General features: G+C 66.0%; 10 protein-coding genes and 1 tRNA gene. 6 read left to right on the top strand and 5 right to left on the bottom strand.

The window, feature by feature from the left end:
* The first annotated feature begins 37 nt into the window (after positions 1-37).
* Genes H7H34_RS18085 through H7H34_RS18070 form a run of 4 tightly spaced genes read left to right on the top strand, consistent with a single transcriptional unit; the run spans position 38 to position 6,498 of the window.
* Complete coding sequence (locus tag H7H34_RS18085) at positions 38-1,081, top strand: quaternary amine ABC transporter ATP-binding protein (RefSeq protein WP_185926596.1); 1,044 nt, start codon at positions 38-40, stop codon at positions 1,079-1,081.
* 2 nt (positions 1,082-1,083) lie between these two features.
* Complete coding sequence (locus H7H34_RS18080; RefSeq protein WP_209006248.1) at positions 1,084-3,150, top strand: ABC transporter permease; 2,067 nt, start codon at positions 1,084-1,086, stop codon at positions 3,148-3,150.
* On the top strand, positions 3,147-4,049 hold the full coding sequence (locus tag H7H34_RS18075) for a choline kinase family protein (protein WP_185926019.1): 903 nt from the start codon (positions 3,147-3,149) through the stop codon (positions 4,047-4,049). Before H7H34_RS18080 ends, H7H34_RS18075 begins: the two co-directional genes overlap by 4 nt.
* Positions 4,050-4,053: 4 nt before the next feature.
* A complete protein-coding gene (locus H7H34_RS18070; RefSeq protein ID WP_185926018.1) occupies positions 4,054-6,498 on the top strand; it encodes a GcvT family protein in 2,445 nt (814 codons plus the stop codon).
* Positions 6,499-6,501: 3 nt separating this feature from the next.
* On the opposite strand, the gene H7H34_RS18065 is transcribed toward H7H34_RS18070, so the two are convergent.
* Positions 6,502-8,250: a cyclic peptide export ABC transporter gene (locus tag H7H34_RS18065; RefSeq protein WP_185926017.1), complete on the bottom strand. Its 1,749-nt coding sequence runs from the start codon at positions 8,248-8,250 to the stop codon at positions 6,502-6,504.
* A gap of 343 nt (positions 8,251-8,593) precedes the next feature.
* Between H7H34_RS18065 and H7H34_RS18060 the strand changes: the two genes are divergently transcribed.
* A tRNA-Met gene (locus H7H34_RS18060) sits at positions 8,594-8,670 on the top strand.
* A gap of 350 nt (positions 8,671-9,020) precedes the next feature.
* Here the strand turns inward: H7H34_RS18060 and H7H34_RS18055 are convergent.
* Together H7H34_RS18055 and H7H34_RS18050 are read right to left on the bottom strand one after the other, a co-directional pair.
* Positions 9,021-13,847, bottom strand: coding sequence for an autotransporter domain-containing protein (locus H7H34_RS18055; RefSeq protein WP_185926016.1), 4,827 nt, complete (start codon positions 13,845-13,847; stop codon positions 9,021-9,023).
* Positions 13,848-13,982: 135 nt separating this feature from the next.
* Positions 13,983-14,786, bottom strand: coding sequence for a helix-turn-helix transcriptional regulator (locus tag H7H34_RS18050; RefSeq protein ID WP_185926015.1), 804 nt, complete (start codon positions 14,784-14,786; stop codon positions 13,983-13,985).
* Between the two features lie 166 nt (positions 14,787-14,952).
* On the opposite strand from H7H34_RS18050, the gene H7H34_RS18045 reads away from it, so the two are divergent.
* Complete coding sequence (locus H7H34_RS18045; RefSeq protein WP_185926014.1) at positions 14,953-15,135, top strand: hypothetical protein; 183 nt, start codon at positions 14,953-14,955, stop codon at positions 15,133-15,135.
* A gap of 147 nt (positions 15,136-15,282) precedes the next feature.
* Here H7H34_RS18045 and H7H34_RS18040 read toward each other — a convergent pair whose 3' ends face one another.
* Together H7H34_RS18040 and H7H34_RS18035 are read right to left on the bottom strand one after the other, a co-directional pair.
* Positions 15,283-17,448: a hybrid sensor histidine kinase/response regulator gene (locus tag H7H34_RS18040; protein ID WP_185926013.1), complete on the bottom strand. Its 2,166-nt coding sequence runs from the start codon at positions 17,446-17,448 to the stop codon at positions 15,283-15,285.
* A gap of 9 nt (positions 17,449-17,457) precedes the next feature.
* Complete coding sequence (locus H7H34_RS18035) at positions 17,458-18,468, bottom strand: amino acid ABC transporter substrate-binding protein (protein ID WP_185926012.1); 1,011 nt, start codon at positions 18,466-18,468, stop codon at positions 17,458-17,460.
* Between the last annotated feature and the right edge of the window lie 16 nt (positions 18,469-18,484).

Below are 18,484 nucleotides of genomic sequence, written 5' to 3'. Positions count from 1 at the left end.
ACACGCAAGCCGAGGCTTTCCACCCGTGACCACTTCAATGCAGCAGGGCGCAGCGCCCGCAGCCGCGCCATCCGTGACAAAGCTCGAATGCCGCGCGGTCTGGAAGCTGTTCGGCGCTAGTGCCGAAGGCTACCCGATCGACCGCCCTGAGGCCGCGGACAGCGGCCGGTTGGCACAGGCCGGACTGGTCGGTGCGGTGCGCAACGTCAATCTCGGCGTCCGTGAGGGCGAGATCTTCGTGATCATGGGGCTGTCCGGCTCCGGCAAGTCGACGCTGGTGCGCTGCCTGTCGCGGCTGGTCGAGCCGACCCATGGCGAGATCCTGTTCAACGGCGAGAACCTGCTCGCCGCCAGTCCGAAGCGGATGATCGAGATCCGCCGCCACCACATGGGCATGGTGTTCCAGCACTTCGCGCTGCTGCCGCATCTGTCCGTGCTGGGCAATGTCGCCTTCCCGCTAGAGGTGCAGGGCGTGGGGCGTGCGGAGCGCGAGGCGCGGGCCCGGCAGATGATTTCGCTGGTCGGTCTCGAGGGGCGCGAGGGCTTCTTCCCGCGCGAGCTGTCCGGCGGCCAGCAGCAGCGGGTGGGCATTGCCCGTTCGCTCGCGGTGGAGCCGGAACTGTGGTTCCTCGACGAGCCGTTCTCCGCGCTCGATCCGCTGATCCGGCGCGAGATGCAGGACGAGTTCATCCGCCTGCAGTCGGTGCTGCGCAAGACCATCGTCTTCATTACCCACGATTTCGACGAGGCGATCCGCCTGGCCGACCGCATCGCCATCATGAAGGACGGCGCCGTGGTGCAGGTCGGCACACCGGAGGATCTGGTGCTGCGGCCGGCGGACGATTATGTCGCCGAGTTCACCCGTGGGGTGGCGCGGGCGAAGGTCGTCCGCGTCGGCAGCCTGATGGAGGTAGGCGCTGCCCCGACAGATGCGCCGACGGTCGAAGAGGGCGCGCCCATTGCCGATACCGCCTCGCTCTTTGCCGGCGGTTTGCAGGAAATAGGCGTGCGTGCGCGGGACGGACGGGTGCTCGGGCGCCTGACCCGCGATGCGGTCGTCACCGTGATGATGCAGGGTTGAGCATGAGCGAGGCCGCCAGCATCGCGCGCTCGCCAGCCGCGCCTGTCGCCCCCGCCGGTTCCGGCAGCCGGGAGAGCCGCCGCCGCTGGCAGATGGTCTGGGGCATCGGCCTGGTCGCCTTCGTCCTGCTCTGGCAGTTCGGCGAGCCCTATGCCGGCTGGGCCTTCGACATACCGCGCGGCTGGCGCATTCCGCTGCAGCGCTGGATCGGCGCGGCGATGCGCTGGCTGGTCGAGGATGCGAGCTTCGGCCTCTTCACCTTCACCGATTTTACCCGCTTCCTCGCCGCAATGGTCGAGGCGCCTTACCGTTTTGTCCTCGGTCTGCTGTCAACCGGCATTCTCGATGGGCGAGGCAGCGCCGCCGTGCAGCTTCTGCCGCCGCTGTCCTGGATCGCGGTCACCGGCATCGCGATGCTGATGGGCCACTATGCCGGCGGGCGCCGGCTCGCTCTCCTGGTTGGCGGCTGTTTCGCCTTCCTGGCGATATTCGGCCAGTGGACCAGCGCGATGGTGACGCTCGCCTCCATCCTGATCGCCGTGCCGGTCGGGGTCGTCGGCGGGCTGCTGCTGGGGCTTGCCGCCTTCCGCTGGCGGGTGTTCGACAAGGCCTTGCGGCCGGTGCTCGACCTGATGCAGACCGTGCCGGTCTTCGCCTATCTGGTGCCGATCCTGTTTCTGTTCGGCTTCGGCCCGACGGCGGCCATCGTCGCGACGATCATCTATGCCCTGCCGCCGATGACCCGCATCAGCCTGCTGGCCCTGCGCGCCGTGCCGGAAGAGGCGCATGAACTCGGGCGGATGACCGGCTGCTCGCGGCGGCAGATGACCTGGCGCATTCTGGTGCCGAGTGCGCGGCCTGGGCTGATGGTCGGCGTCAACCAGGTGATCATGCTGTCGCTCAACATGGTCATCATCGCCTCGATGATCGGCGCGGGCGGGCTCGGCTTCGACGTGCTGGCGGCCCTGAGGCGGCTCGACATCGGTGCCGGCATCGAGGCGGGCCTTGCCATCGTCGCACTCGCCATCGCCCTCGACAGGCTGAGCCAGGCCTTTGCCGGCCGCCGTCCCGAGCACGAGGCGGAAGGCGCGCAGCGAAAGGGGCTGCTTGCGCGCCACCCCTATACGGTTGCCGGTTGTCTGCTGGTGCTGATCACGGCCCTTGCCGGCCTCGTCGCGGCGCCTATCCAGGCCTATCCCAAGGCCCTGCAGCTCTCCACCGGCTCGGTCGGCAGCGACATCGTCGGCTGGATCAACGTCAACTTCTTCGACCAGATCGAGGCGGTGAAGAACGCGCTGCTGCTCAACATCCTGGTTCCGGTTAAGCGGTTCCTCGCCGGCCTGCCGTGGCTTGGCGTCACCGGGCTGCTTGGCCTGCTCGGCTGGCGGCTCGGCGGCTGGCGGCTGGCGCTTCTGGTCTGTGTGCTCGCCTCGCTGATTGCCTTCACCGGCCAGTGGGAAAAGGCGATGGTGACCGTTTATCTGTGCGGCATCTCCGTCGTCATCGCCTGCATGATCGGCATTCCCGTCGGCATTCTCGCTTCCACGCGCGAGCGGGTGTGGAAGGGCGTGGAACTGGTCATCGACACGCTGCAGACGCTGCCCTCCTTCGTCTACCTGATGCCGGCGGTGATGCTGTTCCGCGTTGGCGACTTCACCGCCATGATCGCGGTCGTTGCCTATGCGGTGGCGCCGGCCATCCGCTACACCGCGCACGGGCTGCGCCAGGTGAACCCGCAGCTGGTCGAGGCGGGGCTCGTCGCCGGGGCGACGCCGTGGCAGCTGATGACCAAGATCCGCCTGCGGCTCGCCCTGCCGGAGATCCTGCTCGGCATCAACCAGACCATCATGCTGGCGCTGTCGATGCTGGTGATCACCGCCCTGGTCGGCACGCGGGACCTTGGTCAGGAGGTCTATATCGCGCTCACCAAGGCCGATACCGGACGCGGTCTCGTCGCCGGTCTTGCCGTCGCCTTCATCGCCATCATCGCCGACCGGCTGATCGCCGCTGCCGCAGAGCGCAGCCGGCAGCGCCTCGGTCTCGACGACACCGCAGGAGGACGCTCATGAGCGATGCGCCCGGCACCGCCCCGACGCGCGACAGGATCGCCACCCTGCCGGTCTGGTCCGGCCCCATCGAGATCGAGCCGCTGCACGGCGGGCTGTCCAATGCCAGCTTTCGCGTTCGCGATCGCGAAGGGGCCTTCGTGGTGCGCCTTGGCCAGGACTTCCCGTTCCATCACGTGGAGCGGGCCCGCGAGGCGATGGTGACCCGGGCGGCTGTCGATCTCGGCCTTGCGCCGGAGCTGGTGCATGTCGAGCCCGGCATCATGGTCTCCCGCTTCATCGACGGGCACACCTTCGGGCCTGAAGACGTCCGTGCCCGGCGGGCCGATGTCGCGGCGCTCATCCGGCGCTTCCACACAGGCATGGGCGCACGGGTCAGCGGGCCCGGCTTCATCTTCTGGGTCTTCCACGTCATCCGCGACTATGCCCGCACACTGGTTGCCGGCAACTCGCGCATGGCGGGCCGCTTGCTGGAATTCCTCACTGTAGCGCAGGAGATGGAGGAGGCGCAGGTGGCGCTGCCCATCGTCTTCGGTCATCACGACCTGCTGCCCGCGAACTTCATCGACGACGGCAATCGTCTGTGGCTGATCGACTTCGAATATGCCGGCTTCGGCACGGCGATGTTCGACCTTGCCGGCATCGCCTCCAACGCGGGCTTCTCGCAGCTGGAGACCGAAGACCTGCTGGCGGCCTATCTCGACGCGCCGGCGGATGAGGCCTTCCTGCATGCCCATGTAGCGATGCAGGTCGCCTCGCTGTTGCGCGAGACCCTCTGGAGCCTCGTCTCCGAACTGCATCTCGACGCGCCGGGCGTCGACTACGTCGCCTACACCGCAGAAACGCTCGCCGCCTATGAGGCGGCGCTTGCCAGCTACCGCCTCCGTTTCGGAAAGGGTTAGTTCCATGTCGCTTCCACAGCAGGCCCAGATCGTCGTCATCGGCGGCGGCATCATCGGCTGTTCGACCGCCTATCACCTGGCGCGCGACCACAAGGCCGATGTGCTGCTGCTTGAACAGGGCAAGCTCACCAGCGGCTCGACCTGGCACGCGGCCGGGCTGGTCGGCCAGCTGCGCTCCTCCGCCTCGATCACCCAGGTGCTGAAATACTCCGTCGACCTCTACAAGCGGCTCGATGCCGAGACGGGTCTGGAGACCGGCTGGCGGATGACCGGCTGCCTGCGGCTCGCCTGCAACGAGGACCGGTGGACCGAGTATCGCCGCCTTGCCACCACCGCGCGCAGCTTCGGCATGGAGATGCATCTGCTCTCGCCCGACGAGGTGAAGGCGATGTGGCCATTGATGCGCGTCGACGATCTGGTGGGGGCGACCTTCCTGCCGACCGACGGGCAGGCCAGCCCGTCCGACATCACCCAGTCGCTGGCCAAGGGCGCGCGCATGCACGGGGTGCGGATCGTCGAGGGCATCCGGGTCACCGGCTTCGTCATGGACGGGGCGCGCATCACCCATGTGGAGACCACGCAGGGACGCGTCGCCTGCGACACGGTGGTCAACTGCGCCGGCCAGTGGGCGCGGCAGGTCGGCGCCATGGCGGGGGTCAACGTGCCGCTGCAGCCGGTCAAGCACCAGTACATCATCACCGAGCCGATCAAGGGCATCACCTCCAACACCCCGACGGTGCGCGACCCGGACCGGCGCACCTATTTCAAGGAGGAGGTCGGCGGTCTGGCCCTTGGCGGCTACGAGCCCGACCCGATCGCCTGGACCACGGGCGATGTGCCGGACGATTTCCAGTTCCAGCTGTTCGAGGACGACTGGGACCATTTCGAGCAGCATCTGGTCAACTCGATCCATCGCGTTCCCGCGCTGGAGCAGACCGGCGTCAAGCAGATGATCAACGGGCCGGAGAGCTTCACGCCGGACGGCAATTTCATCCTCGGCGCGGCTCCCGAATGCGCGAACATGTATGTCGGCGCGGGCTTCAATGCCTTCGGCATCGCCTCGGGCGGCGGCGCCGGCTGGGTTCTGGCCGAATGGGTGATGAAGGGCGAGGCGCCGCTGGACCTTTGGAGCGTCGATATCCGCCGCTTCTCCGGCCTGCACAGCGACCGTGACTGGGTCTGCGAGCGCACGCTGGAGGCCTATGGCAAGCACTACACCATCGTCTTCCCGCATGAGGAATATGCGAGCGGCCGGCCGCGCATCGTCTCGCCGCTCTATGAGCGGCTCAAGGGGCGCGGGGCGGTGTTCGGCTCCAAGCTCGGCTGGGAGCGGCCGAACTGGTTCGCGCGTGCCCAGGACGAGCCGCGCGACGTCTATTCCATGGGCCGGCAGAACTGGTTCGAGGCGGTCGGCGAGGAGCACCGGGCCGTGCGCGAGGCAGTCGGCCTGTTCGATCAGTCGTCCTTCGCCAAGTTCGAGCTGCGTGGGCCGGATGCGGCGGAGCAGCTGGAGTTCATCTGCGCCAACAAGGTCGGCAAGCCGGCCGGCCGGTTGACCTATACCCAGCTGCTCAACAGCCGCGGCGGCATCGAGTGCGACCTGACCGTCGCGCGCCTTGCCGACGATCTGTTCTATATCGTCACCGGCACCGGCTTCCGCACTCATGACGGAAGCTGGATCGCCGAGCACCTGCGTGCGGGCTCCAACGCGACCCTCGTCGATGTGACCGAGGAGTTCGGCACGCTGTCGCTGATGGGGCCGAAGGCGCGCGACGTGCTTGCCGCGGTTGCGCCGGGCGCGGACGTTTCTGGCGAGGCGTTCCCCTTCGGCCATGTGCGCGTGATCGAGATCGCCGGGCATCCGGTGCGGGCCTTGCGCGTCACCTATGTCGGAGAACTCGGCTGGGAGCTGCACGTGCCCATCGCGGCCACCGGCGCGGTGTTCGATGCCCTGATGGAGGCGGGTGCCCCGCACGGCATCCGTCCGGCCGGCTACCGCGCCATCGAATCCCTGCGCCTGGAAAAGGGCTATCGCGCCTGGGGTGCCGACATCACGCCGAACGACAGCCCGTTCGAGGCCGGTCTCGGCTGGGCGGTGAAGCTGCGCTCCGGCCTGCCGTTCCTCGGTCGGGAGGCTTCGGAGCGGATCGCGGCGGCGCCGCTGCGCAAGCAGCTCGCCTGCTTCACGGTGGAGGACCAGAGCGTGGTGCTGCTCGGCCGCGAGACGGTCCTGCGCGATGGCGAGTTTGCCGGCTACCTGTCCAGCGGCGGCTACGGCTACACGGTGGACCGGCCGATCGGCTACGGCTATGTGCGCCGTGCGGGTGGTGTGAACGAAGCTTACCTGCGCGCCGGCAATTACGAGCTCGTCGTCGCCAATGAGCGGGTTCCGGCTCGGATTGAACTCGGGTCTCTCTACGATCCGCAGAATGCCCGCGTGAAGGCCTGAGGATCAGGCGCCGGACGCGGCATCCGCCATCGCGTGTGCCGCCCCCGGTTGGCGGGTGTCGGCAAGGATCCGGCCGGCTTCCATGCGGATCAGCCGGTCGCACTTGTCGAAACAGTGCTCGTCATGGGTCACCGCGATGACCAGATGGCCGTCCCTCGCCATCTGCGGCACCAGCACGTCGTAGAAGAGCTTGCGGCGGACCGGGTCCTGGTCGGCGGCGAATTCGTCCAGCACGATGATCGGCCGTGCCTCGGCGAGGGCCACGGAGAGGGCAAGCCGCCGCTTCTGGCCTGTCGACAGCGCCAGGGTCGAAAAGGCGCCATTCTCGATGCGGACGCGGTGGGCAAGGTCGAGCTCTGCGAGATGCGGGGGAACCTTTGCCTGTTCGGCCTCGTCCAGCCCGTAGAGCCGCGAGAAGAGGTGGAACTCGCTGAAGACCGCGCTGAACAGGTCGCGATAGTCCTGAAGGTTCGCCGGGGTCACCAGCTTCCCGTCGAGCAGGATTTCGCCGCCCTCGGGTCGGCGCAGGCCGGTCAGCAGCGAGATCAACGTCGACTTTCCAGCGCCGTTGCCGCCGCTGATGAACACCACTTCGCCCGGTTCCAGCACAAGGTCGAGCGGCCCGACGGTAAAGCGTTCGTCGTCGGCCGGTGCGGCCGCGTTCACTCCTTCGGGCGGTGCCTCAGACAGGGTTGCCGTCACGCCGCGCAGCTCGATCCGTGAGAAGCGGGCAGGGGGAGCGGCAGGTTCTGTCGTCGGGGCGTCGGTCTCGGCCTCCGCGATCAGGTCCTTTTCCAGCCCGGCGATCAGCCTGCGGGCGACGGCAGCGCGCGAGAAGGAGGCGAGATTGCCCATCACCGTTTCCACGGGCCCGTAGGTCAGAAGGACGACGGTCAGCACCTGCAGCACCGTTTCCGTCGGTGTGCCGGCGAACAGCGGCAGGCCGACGACGATCAGGCACAGGAGGCCCATCATGGCGCCTTGGGCGACCGTCTGGCCGAGACTGAAGAAGCGCTCTGCCGTGACCTTCAGCTCGCGTTCGCGGCTCGCCGCGTCGACGATGTCGGCCTGCAGTCCGTCGCGCCGCGCGCGCCGTAGCCGCAGCTCCTTGTAGCCGCGCAGCACGTCGTTGACCCGGTCGAAGAAGGTCCATTCCGTCCGCGAGGCGCGCTCCGCGCTCGCCTGCGCCGGCGTTTGCGCCAGCAGGTAGCCGATGGCGCCGATCACGACGGCGCCCAGCGTCGCGACGCCGCTCGGCCATGACAGATAGAAGATGTAGGGAATGCAGAAGGCGATCACCAGCGCGGCTTCCAGCGACTGGATGAAGTTCACCGACGCATAGGAGATCTGGTTCACCTCATGGGTGACGATGGAATAGACCTTGCCGTGGTCGCGGCGGGAGAGAAAGTCGGCACGCGCATCCAGCAGCCGCCGGCTCAACTCGGTGCGCAGCCGCCGTTTTGTAGTCTCGACGAGGCGAAAGCTGGCGACGCGCGCCAGATGCGAGAAGGTCAGCGTCGAAGCGATGGCGGCCAGCAGCAGAAGCACGTCGCCGGTGGCGATGGCCGCAGCGCCCGCCAGCGTGTTGATGGCGTAGATCATGCCGGAGCGGGTGACGCTGGCCAGCACGGCATAGGCCAGCACGGGCGAGCGCATCAGGTTGCCATCGCGGATCAAAAACGCGAAGAGGGAACCGAGCCCGCTGTTGCCCTGGTCGCTGCTGCCCGCCGCGCTTTCGTTCTGCCCCGCCATCTCGTCCGTCTTGCCTGCTCGTTGCCGGTTTGGGGTCCTGCCGGCTGCAAGGCCCGCACCGTGCGCCGTCCGGCTGTGGTCGCGCACCCTGCTCTAACGCAATTCGGAGAAGAGGGAAACGCAGTTGCGCCGGGCAGGCTCCTCGCGGCAACCGCCTGTGACAGGCGGCGATCCGCTTGCGGAAAGAAGCCCCTGGCAGCCTGCGCCACGGCCCTTTGGTGCTGCGTGAAACTGCGAGTGGGGAGAAGCTTGTCTAACCTGCCGCTCCTCTCTTGACAGGCGGCCGCGGCGCCGACTATATGCGGGCTCACTCGCGCGGGCCTCAGCTGCCCGCTGCCGGTCTGGCGGAGTAGCTCAGTTGGTTAGAGCAGCGGAATCATAATCCGCGTGTCGGGGGTTCGAGTCCCTCCTCCGCTACCAAATTTCCCAAATCAATTCAGATGATTAGACAGCTTGGGCGGTGGGCATGCTCACGTGTGGGGCTGAAGCGTTACCATTTGCACACGGCCCGAGACGGGCTCTGCTCCGGTGGCCTTTTCGCCCGCCTCCTTGAATGTGGTGGACATTCTCCGGCAGGAGCGGGTGACGCAATGCTTCTTTCAGGAAGATACTTCGTGCGCCACCGAACTTGACCCGCACCTTATCCATGCGGCCGCGGCTGCCTGGCGTGCGGACGCGAGCCCTGGCGGTTCGTCACCGCTCAGGGACGCACCGCGCCGGCCCATATCCGCTGCCTTCAGCCGGCCCCGGCATCCATGGCGGCCGGTTCGCTAGAAGCGAACCTCAAGCCTCGCGTTGGCGCCTTGCTCAACGGCATTGCGCCCGAATCGACCCTGATAGCTGAGGCCGACTTTTGCGCGGTCGCTGAAGTTGAAGCGAACGCCGGCCTGCAGCAGCGCGCTGTCGCGATCGAGGGGAGCTCCGTGGATGGAGAAACCATCCAGGCCCGCAATGGCGAGGCGCCGGTGGGCCGTGGTGTTGCCGATGGCATGCTGCCAGCCGAGACGTCCGGTGAGCTCGGTGGTCATGCCGTCGCGCATCGACAAGGTCTTTGACAGGCGCATGCCGAGGTTGGTCGATCCGAAGAACTGCGCCGAGGCCTTGCCGGAAAGCGTCACATCGGCGGATCCGGTCTCCTTCACGGCCCCGGCATGGTGGTGAACCACCGCAAGGCCGGCATAGGGCTCGAGCTCCAGCCAAGGCGTCTCGAACCGATAGGAGAGGTCTGCGAAGGCCTGCGCGGTACGCGATCCGTAGTCGGCCTCGACGGTCTCATCGATGCCGCCGAAGGCCACGTGGCGACGGGTCGACACCTGATGCCAGCTGTGCGAGGCGCCCGCCTCGACCCGGAACGCGCCGGAGCGAACCGCGCCATAGGCGCCAAGCGTGAAGCTGTCCGCCGTTGCGCTTGATCCACGTTTGTCGACGCTTGCGCTCGTCCGGCCGAAGCCGGCCAGAAGGCCGAGCCTGATATCCTGCGTCGGGCTGGATTCCAGACCGAAGAGACCGCCGCCGGTGGTCCCCGAAAGCCGGGCGGCATTGCCATCGCCCTTGAACATCGCGTAGGCGCCCTGGACCTGGCTCCATATCTGTAGGTTCGTGAGAGGCCCTTGTGTGGTCGAGGGAGCCCTGGCGGCGCCCGTGTGTGCGAGGCCGGCGAAGCCACTGGCGATGCGGCTGGTCACCGCATCGCGCAGACGGGCACTTTCGCTCACGAACAAGGCCGGCAGGGAGGCATGGATTTCGCCGGACAGACTGTCATAGGCGGCCCGGGCCGAGGGGGCGTCCAGGCCGATCAGCGTGCCATAGAGGGTGGCGGAGGTCGTCGGACCGTCCAGGCTCGTGGCGACGGCCCGCTGGTTGGCGGTCCGTGCCTGCGAGGCGAAGTTCGCACTGTTGCGGATCAGTTCCAGCACCACCGCGTCCGGTTGGTAGACAAGCGTGGCATCCAGGAAGGCGAAGCTCTCCGTGACACTGTCGAAAGTTCCGAAGACCCCGCCCGCGCCAGTGAGGATCGTGTAGCTGGTCGACGGGGCAAGGGGAGGGGTGGCCCCGCTCAGCAGCGAAACGTTGACTGTCCCGCCTGACAGGTCGATCCGTCCGGTCGCCGCCGTCAGATCGCTTCCGCCGGTTTCGTCCACCTCCACGGCGTAGATGCTTCCCGGGCCGAAGGAGACGTCGCCGGCAACATTGATCGTCCCGATCGAGTTGCCGGGTGCAAGTGTGCCGCCCGAGGCAAGCGAAAGGCCGCCGATCGTGCCGGTGCCCTGGAGCAGAGCGCTGTTATGTACGATGAAGCTGCCGGAAAGCGCGGTGTCGAGCGTGTAGACAACACCCGAGTGCAGGCCGACATCGCCGGTGAAATTCGACTGAAGCCGTGCCGCACCGGTGCGGTAGATCTCGGCCGAGCCGGTGAAGCCGGTATAGTCGCCGGTGAGCAGCGTTTCGCCGTTCAGGAAGGCGAGCGTGCCGTCGCCGGTCACATCGGCTGCGAAGTCATAAGCTGCATCCGTGTGATTGAAGACGATGCTGCCTTCGCCCGCACCAAACGCGACCGTGCCGGCCAGAAGCGTCCCCGCGCCGACAGGCGTCGCTCCTTCTTCTGCGCCGAAGACAAGGGTTCCGCTCGACCCGGCCAGTTTGCCGAGTTCGAGCGTGCCGGTCCCGCCGCCGATCTCGGCGACGCCGTCGTCCGACAACACAAGCATGCCCTCTCCGCCGGAACCGCTACCGATCGTGGCACCGTTTGCGATCGACAGGCGGCTGTCGGCTCCGAAGACACTGACCCTGGCGCGGGAGGCGCTGCCGACGTCGAGAGTGTCGGCGCGGACCAAGGCCTTGTCCCAGATCCACAGGTTGGCGCTTCCGCTCCCGCCGGTTTCGCCCAGCTTGAGATCCGAGCCGATGGTCCAGAGCGTGCCCGCCCCCGAGATTTCGAAGTCGGCATCCCGGCTGCCTGCCGCGGTGATCGCTCCGCGCCCGCTCGTCATGGTCTTGCCGCCGCCGAAGTTGACAATGCCCTCATCGACGCCGATTGCGCCGGAGACGGTCGTGTTGCCGCGCAGGAACACGGTTCCGAAACCCGTTTTCGTGAGTTTGCCCAGGCCGGAGATTTCACCGGAAAACCCGGTGACGTCGTCCTGATCGAGGATCAGATCCGCTTGCGAGCCGATGCTGGTCAGCGTCCCTCCGGTTCCCCACAGCTGCGATATCGTCAGGTCATGGCCGCCGAGGTCGAGGGTCCCGCCGTTGATCTCGTAGCGGGTGTTGTCGGCGAATGCGTTTGCGCCGCCGGCGCGCAGCGTGCCGCCGTTCACCACCGTCTTGCCGGTGAATGCGGCGTTGTTGCCGGTCAGGGTCGTGGTGCCGGCGAGGGCCGCGATCGTCCCATTGCCGACTATATCACTGGCGAAGGCGTAGCCACCGTCGGTGTGGTTGAAGACCAAAGACCCGTCGCCATCTCCGAATGTGAGAGAACTCGCGGTCATGGTGCCGGCGCCCGATGCGGTTTGACCTGCGCCTGCGCCGATGTTCAGGGCGCCTGAGCCGCTGAAGCGTGCCACATAGACGGTTGATACTGCATTCAATGCCCCGCCGTCGGTCAGGGTCAAGGTCGCGCTCTGCCCGCTCTGGCCGATGGTCACGACGTTGGCGGCATTGATCGACGACCCTGTGCCCGACACAGTGACCGTGGCGTTCGAGCTGCTCCCGGATCCCAGAATCAGCAACTTCGACGTATTGAGCGCGCCGCCATTGCTGATCGCCACCGTGCCGTTGCCACTGGAACCGACGACCATATTGGCGTTCGAGGTGAAGGACGACCCGGATCCGGATATGTCGAGCGTTCCCGTCGCGCCGCTCAGGTTGCCGACGACGGTTTGTTTCCCGCTCGACACTGACCCACCGTCGGCGATGGAGAGGAAACCGGTGCCCCGATACCCAACCCGAAGGTCGTCCGCAACGCTCCAGGAGGAATTCGCGCCGGTTACATTGACGGTGCCTGTGCTGTTGGCGACGTTGCCCAGAAAGGCGTTGTAACCCGTGGTCAAGCTGGCGCCATTGGAAACGGTCAGGTTGCCGGCGTCACCGCCCGCATAACCAAGATAGACACTGTTGGTGCTGTTCATCGACGTTCCGCTTCCCGAAACAGTCAATGTGCCGGTCTTTCCCGCCTGGCCGCCCAGGTAAATGCGGTAGCTGTCGATTACGGATCCATTCGAGACTGTCGCAGCGCCATCCGCAACGTGAAAATTGCTTACGCTCGCCGTTGCCCCGTCTAGCTTGAGCAAGCCGTCGAAAACCGCCAGGTGGCCGAGTGGGGCGCCGGCCGTGCCGGTCATGGTCCAGGTGGAGGCCCCTGTCTTCGATACGGTTTCGAAGCCGGTGTATTTGGTGCCGATTTCACCGAGATCGAAGCTCGGAACCGGGCTGGTGTCTCCCCCCAGAACAAGCGTGTCGTTTCCGCCGCCCGCAACGACATTGCCGATGATCGTTGACCCGGCTCGCAACTCCAAACTGTTGGTACCGCCGGTGAATTCGATGGCATTGGCGCGATTGCCGCCGGAGAGACCGCCGGAAATCGTGCCGCTGTTGACGATCGTCAGGTCTGAGCCGGTGATACCGGTCCCGCCGACGCCTGCGCTTCCGGCAGGCCCCGTGCTGGCCATTATGGAACCACCTCCCGCGCCCCCTTGACCGCCCGCGCCACCGGTGATCGTCCCGGAGTTGTCGATGGTGAGGTTGCTGCCCGCAATGCCGGCACCGCCTGCACCGCCGTTGCCGCCCCTGCCGCCAGTGCTGGAGTGACGGACGCCGCCATTGCCTCCGTTGCCACCGCGTCCACCCGTGATTGTGCCGCGGTTCTCGATGTTGCCGTTGCTGCCGGAGACGGTGGCTGCGCCGGCTCCACCGCCGCTGGCGTTCGCATTGACGGATTCATAAGCGCCGTTGCCGCCCACACCGCCGTTGCCGCCGGTTGCGGACCCGGTCATCCGCAGCGAAAATCCGCTCCCCGAAACGGCTGTCGTTCCCGCGTCGCCCGCAGTGCTGGCGGCGGCTTCGGTTGCGTTGCCACCGTTGGCCCCGTTCCCGCCGGCCGCAGTGCCCGACAGGGCGGCGGTGAGTGCATTGGTGGAGGATACGCCCGACAGCACCAGCGATGTGCCAGATGCGGCGAAGGGAGAGCCGGTGATCTCGACCGGAGCGCTTGCCTGAACCGTGACGTCTGCCGCAAAGGCCGGCAATCCGCCCGACACGGCGATGGTCGCAATCGTTGGATCGATCTCAATCACATCCCCGCTGGCGCCTGCGCTGGCAATGGCCCAGCTCAGCGAACCGGTGACAGTGCCGCTGCCGTCGTCGGTTGCTTCCGTGACCGTAAAGGTCGCGGCGTGAGCGGGCCGGTCGTACAGAGGCAGGATCGCTGCGGCACAGAGGGCGGTCGACGCGAGAAGCCACAGCGTGCGCCTCCGCGCGGCGCGCGCGCGTCCCGCCGGTTGGCGGAGATGATCTTCTCGGGAGGCCGGCTTGCCCGAACGGTCCGGCGCCAGACCTGCCGTATCGCAAGACCCGCGGGCCGTTGTTTTCAGTGTGTCCATGGATCCCCCTCGGCGCACCGTCAGGCGACCGGGCACCGCCGCCGCATTTCGGCAGCCGGCGCAGCTCTCCCGCAGCGCAGGTTGTGTCAGCAACCGTCTTTTTGCGCGGGAGAGGCGATGGGGTGAATCCCCTGTTTAGGGGTTCTTGTTCGTTTTCAGACCCTTGCCCAGCCACAGGGCCATCAGGCTGGAGCGGCTGGAGACCCCGTACTTGCGGAAGATCCGCTTCACGTGGTCGTGCGTGGTATGCGGGCTCTGGTTGTTTTGCTCGGCGATCTGTTTTTCCGTGCGGCCGAGCAACAGGCCCTGCAGGACGAGCTGTTCCGTGGGGGTGAGCGGGGTCGAGGCGACGCCAGCTCCTTCGCCCAGCATCTGGTGCTTGTAGAACCAGCTAATCCCGCGCAGCGCATGGAAGATCGTGGCTTGATCTTCCAGGGAGAACGGCTCCTTTTCGAAGCTGCGATGGAATCCGATCTGCAGTTCCGCATCGGCGCTGACGGGAATCCCGGCCCAGATGGAATCGCGTCGGTCCAGTGCTTTGTAGTAGCGCCGATAGGACGGCCCCTCGAACCAGTCCGGCGTGGCCAGCTCGCTCAGCAGCAGGACCCTGAAAGTGCCGGCCAGTTCCACATTGCGCGTCGTGGTGATGTCCGGCTCGCCGTTCTCCATCTCCGCAAAGGCCTGGTCGATTGCCTCGCTGCTGACCTTGCAAGGGTGCAGTGTGAAGAGGGTGCGCGGCCTCCACCCTTTCATCGGATCGCCGCTCTGGCTCCAGTTCAGACGTACGCAGCCGATCCAGTCCGCGTTCTGCGCATCCACCAGGGTACAGATCTCCTGCAGCAGGAACCTGCGAGACGCGTGGATATCCACGGCGTCGAAGGCGGCAAGGTCGTCCCAGAGCTTGTAGATCGTGTCGAGGTGCAGAAAATCGAGTTGCATGAAAAGTCCGCGAAAAGCTGAAGGGTCGGCGTGGACACTACAACGAAGGCCCGCCCGGAAGTTCCGGTTCGGGGCGATCCAAAGTCCGGGGAGCACGTCAGTATGTGCCCGCCCCCCGATCGTCCCTCATTGATAACGAGAGTCTGTGGGTTGGAGATCGGTATTCTTGCCGGTCGTTCTGGGCAAGCGTGCCGGGCGCGGAGCGCTCAAATTGTTCAAGCATCCGGCTCGTTTCGAGCGGCGTCTGGTTTCCCAGGGACGAGTGCGCCCTGAACAGGTGCAGGAAGGTTTCGATGACCGGCTACTCGTTCATCGATTCAAGGGCTTTGCAGGCCAGGATCATGCGTGAAGCCTGGTCGGTTGCCGTCAACAGGTGACAGTAGCGGTCGTCGTCGGTCTTGAGCTCTCGTCTGGCGCGAGTGGTCTGTGTACGGCGCGTATGGGATCGCAATCGGGGCGCCCGCTACCGACTTCCGTCCGCCTGCGTTTCGAGACGCTACGTCGGCGACTTCCGGTCCGCCTGGCGTGTGACAAAGCGTATGAGGCTTGCCAGCCGATTGATCGTGAAAGGCTTTTCCAGCATGTGAATGGCAGGTTCGTCGTGCCAAGTCGCCGGGAGGCGGCCCGGATCCGCCGTGGTCACGATGATGCCCTGGAGGTGCTCCGCTCTCTCCAGGGTGTTCTTGACGAGTTCCTCGGTGGTGTTGCCCCGGCCGAGGTCGAAATCCGTCACGAGCAGGAAGGGCGCGTCCTGGCGTGCCACTGCCTGCCGGGCCTCGCGGACGGAACGGCAGGCCGTCACGGTGCTACCCAGGCGCCCGAGCAGGTCCCTGGTTGCGGAATGAACGTCTGCATCGTCCTCAAGCAGGATCAGGTTTCGCCTTTTCAGTTCGTTGTTCGGCATGGCGGCGAGTGAGGCGCACATGCGGGCCGGCATCTCTGCCGCAGGCAGCCGGAAGCGGAACTCGGTGCCCCCCTGTTCAAGTTGGCTATGCAGCAGTTCCGTCTTCATGGCTTTCGTCAGGGCGAAACAGATTGACAGCCCCAGCCCGTAGTGCCGCACCGACTGATCTGTCGAGGGGGCTGCGTCTGGCGAAGGAGCAACGGACAGTCCCGGGCCTTGGTCTGCGACGAAAAAGGTGAATGCGCCGTCTTCCGCCCGGCCGCAACCGACCGAAATCGTGCCCTCGCGCCCGTAGTCGAGTGCGTTGACCAGCAAGTTGCTCAGAATGCGGTAGATCGCCTCGGCATCTCCGAGCACGAACGTGTCGGGCGGCGGCCGGCGGATATGCACCCGGGTCCTGGCCGAAGCGGCGCGGGGCGCGAACTCCAACTCCATTCGCCGGAACAGGTCGTCGACATCGACAGGAGCACTGGTCGCCGCGAAGGTGCCGACCTCCAGCTTGGACAAGTCGAGGATCGAGTTGAACATCTGGCTCGTTTCCCGCGTCAGGGACGCGAGCCGATCGATGGTGTCGCGGTCGGTGCCGTCGATCCGGTCGCGGTCGATGCCACCAAGCAGCAGGCCCATCGCATGGATCGGCTGGCGCAGGTCGTGGCTTGCCGCCGCCAGAAGCTCAGACTTCGAGCGGTTGGCCTCCTCGGCCTCCGCGCGCGCCTCCGTCGCTGCGACGTTCAGAGCGACAAGCCGGGCCTCGCGCTCGTCTATCGTGTTGCGCAGCGTCTCGAATGACGTCTCGATCATGGAGATTTCGTTGAGCCGCTCTTTCGGACCGGCCTTGCTGCCTTCCCCGACATACTTGTCCACCTGGCGCGTCAGGCGCTGGATGCGGGCGACTACGTTGCGGTCGAGATAGAAGAAGATCGAGATTGCGATGGATGCGAAGACCAGGAAGCCGACAAGGATCAGGTAGGCGCTGACGCGCATCTTTTCCCGAATAAGGGCGCTGCGTGCGTTCGCGCTTTCGTTGAGTGTTGCGGAACTCAGCCGGGTCGCATCGGTGAGGAGCGAAGACAGTTGCGCATGACGGCTCAGCCGGCCCTGGATCGATTTCTCGACACGTGTTTTCTCGCGGCCCGTGACAATGAGGCGGGCGACCAGCGACCGGGGCCCTCGCGGAAGTCCCGCACGAGCCATCCGGTCGAACGCGGCGTCAAGCCGCGCGAAGTCGACAGGCAGGCTTGCTTCTTTCAAATCCCGGAGGAACAGAAGGTATTTCTTTTGCAGGCCGGAAGGGACGCTGGACCGGCTCGCTCGGCTCGCCAGGTCGGCACGCGCCCTCTCCACATCGATGCGCTGGGCGATCAGGCCGGTCAGGACGACGAGATTGTCCGTAAGGTCTGTGAGCCAGTCGTCGATCCTCGAAAAGTCCGTTTCCATCAGGCCGAGGTTGCGGACCTGCTGTCTCAGGCGGTCGATTGCCTGGATCTGGTCGTCGATCTGGATGCGAACCGTGCCGAAAGCGCTTTCCGAATCTGCCAGCGCCAGTTCGACGGCCTGGCTGCTCAACCCGGAGATGGCGCCATTCATCTTGATCGAGACATCGGCGCGCGGCAGGTCGATCGCGACGAGCCGATCGAACTCGTGGCTGTAGGAGCGAATGCCAAAAACGGCGATGAAGCCGATCGCCAACGTCCCCAGAGACATGAACAGCAAGGACAGAAAGACAATCTTGCCGATGCCGATCTGCGACTGCCGCATATGGGCGGCCTACCGGTTTTTCATCGGGAGGGCGTACATCAGTCCGCCCTCGCGCCAGAGCCTGTTCAGCCCGCGCTCCAGTCCGAAGTCGCTGCCCGAGCCCAGGTTGCGTTCGAAAATCTCCCCATAGTTCCCGACAGCAGAGATCGTCCTGTGGGCCCAGCCTTCGGTCAGGCCGAGGCGAGGGTAGGCCGGAACCTTCAGGTCGGACCCCGCGTCGAGGGCGTTTGCCCTGCCGATGCCCTCGGCTTCCGCCAGGATGAGGAGATTGACGACCCAGCGAATGACCTGTTCCCATTGCTGGTCGCCTTCCCGCACGACCGCGCTCAAGGGTTCGTTCGCGAGGATGTCCTCCAGCACGACCAGGGCGCTTTCATCCAGGCCGTGCATGGCGCGCATGATGTTGAGGTCGCTGCCGTCGCCCGTCACGGCGGCGCATTCCTGCCCGAAAAAGGCGCGCCAACGCCCGGCCTGGGACGAGATTTCCAGTATTTCGGCCTCGATCTGCCGCGAAGCGAGCGCCTCCCTGATGTTGCGGATGCTCGTCGTGCCCGCATTCGCGCAAATGACGCGCCCGGCGAGATCGTCCAGTGTCCTCGCCCTGGTGCTCGCATGGGCGAGAACACGCTGTTCATCGAAATAGGTGATTGCCGGGAACTCGAACCCGAGGGAGACGTCGCGCTCCATATTGAAGGTCGTTGTGCGGAACAGGACATCGATATCGCCGTTCTGCAGCGCGCTGAGCCGGTTCAGGCTGTCCAGCGGAACGAACTCGACGGCGTTTGCATCCGCAAGCGTCGCCGTCGCGACCGCCCGGCAGAAGTCGACATCGAATCCCGCCCAGCTTCCGTCGGTCTGCTGTGTTGCAAAGCCGATGTCGCCGACGCCAACGCCGCAGATTAGGTAGCCGCGATCCCTCACTTGCCTAAGGGTCTCGCCCGGTTGTGCCGACAGGCATTGCGGCGCCAGCGCGAGAAGAACCAATGCGGCTCCGAGACTGTGTCGAAGAGAAAAGGCCATGATCCCGGTTCTCACG

This window comes from Stappia sp. 28M-7, assembly GCF_014252955.1.
GTDB lineage: Bacteria > Pseudomonadota > Alphaproteobacteria > Rhizobiales > Stappiaceae > Stappia.
The sequence above is the reverse complement of the archived record's forward strand: the minus strand, read 5'-3'. Positions and strand labels throughout refer to the sequence as shown.

What these genes read in the sequence shown, in the direction of transcription:
- H7H34_RS18085 (WP_185926596.1), top strand. Translation starts at nt 38, where the DNA reads ATGCAGCAGGGCGCAGCGCCCGCAGCCGCGCCATCCGTGACAAAGCTC.
- H7H34_RS18080 (WP_209006248.1), top strand. Translation starts at nt 1,084, where the DNA reads ATGAGCGAGGCCGCCAGCATCGCGCGCTCGCCAGCCGCGCCTGTCGCC.
- H7H34_RS18075 (WP_185926019.1), top strand. Translation starts at nt 3,147, where the DNA reads ATGAGCGATGCGCCCGGCACCGCCCCGACGCGCGACAGGATCGCCACC.
- H7H34_RS18070 (WP_185926018.1), top strand. Translation starts at nt 4,054, where the DNA reads ATGTCGCTTCCACAGCAGGCCCAGATCGTCGTCATCGGCGGCGGCATC.
- H7H34_RS18065 (WP_185926017.1), bottom strand. Translation starts at nt 8,250, where the DNA reads ATGGCGGGGCAGAACGAAAGCGCGGCGGGCAGCAGCGACCAGGGCAAC.
- H7H34_RS18055 (WP_185926016.1), bottom strand. Translation starts at nt 13,847, where the DNA reads ATGGACACACTGAAAACAACGGCCCGCGGGTCTTGCGATACGGCAGGT.
- H7H34_RS18050 (WP_185926015.1), bottom strand. Translation starts at nt 14,786, where the DNA reads ATGCAACTCGATTTTCTGCACCTCGACACGATCTACAAGCTCTGGGAC.
- H7H34_RS18040 (WP_185926013.1), bottom strand. Translation starts at nt 17,448, where the DNA reads ATGCGGCAGTCGCAGATCGGCATCGGCAAGATTGTCTTTCTGTCCTTG.
- H7H34_RS18035 (WP_185926012.1), bottom strand. Translation starts at nt 18,468, where the DNA reads ATGGCCTTTTCTCTTCGACACAGTCTCGGAGCCGCATTGGTTCTTCTC.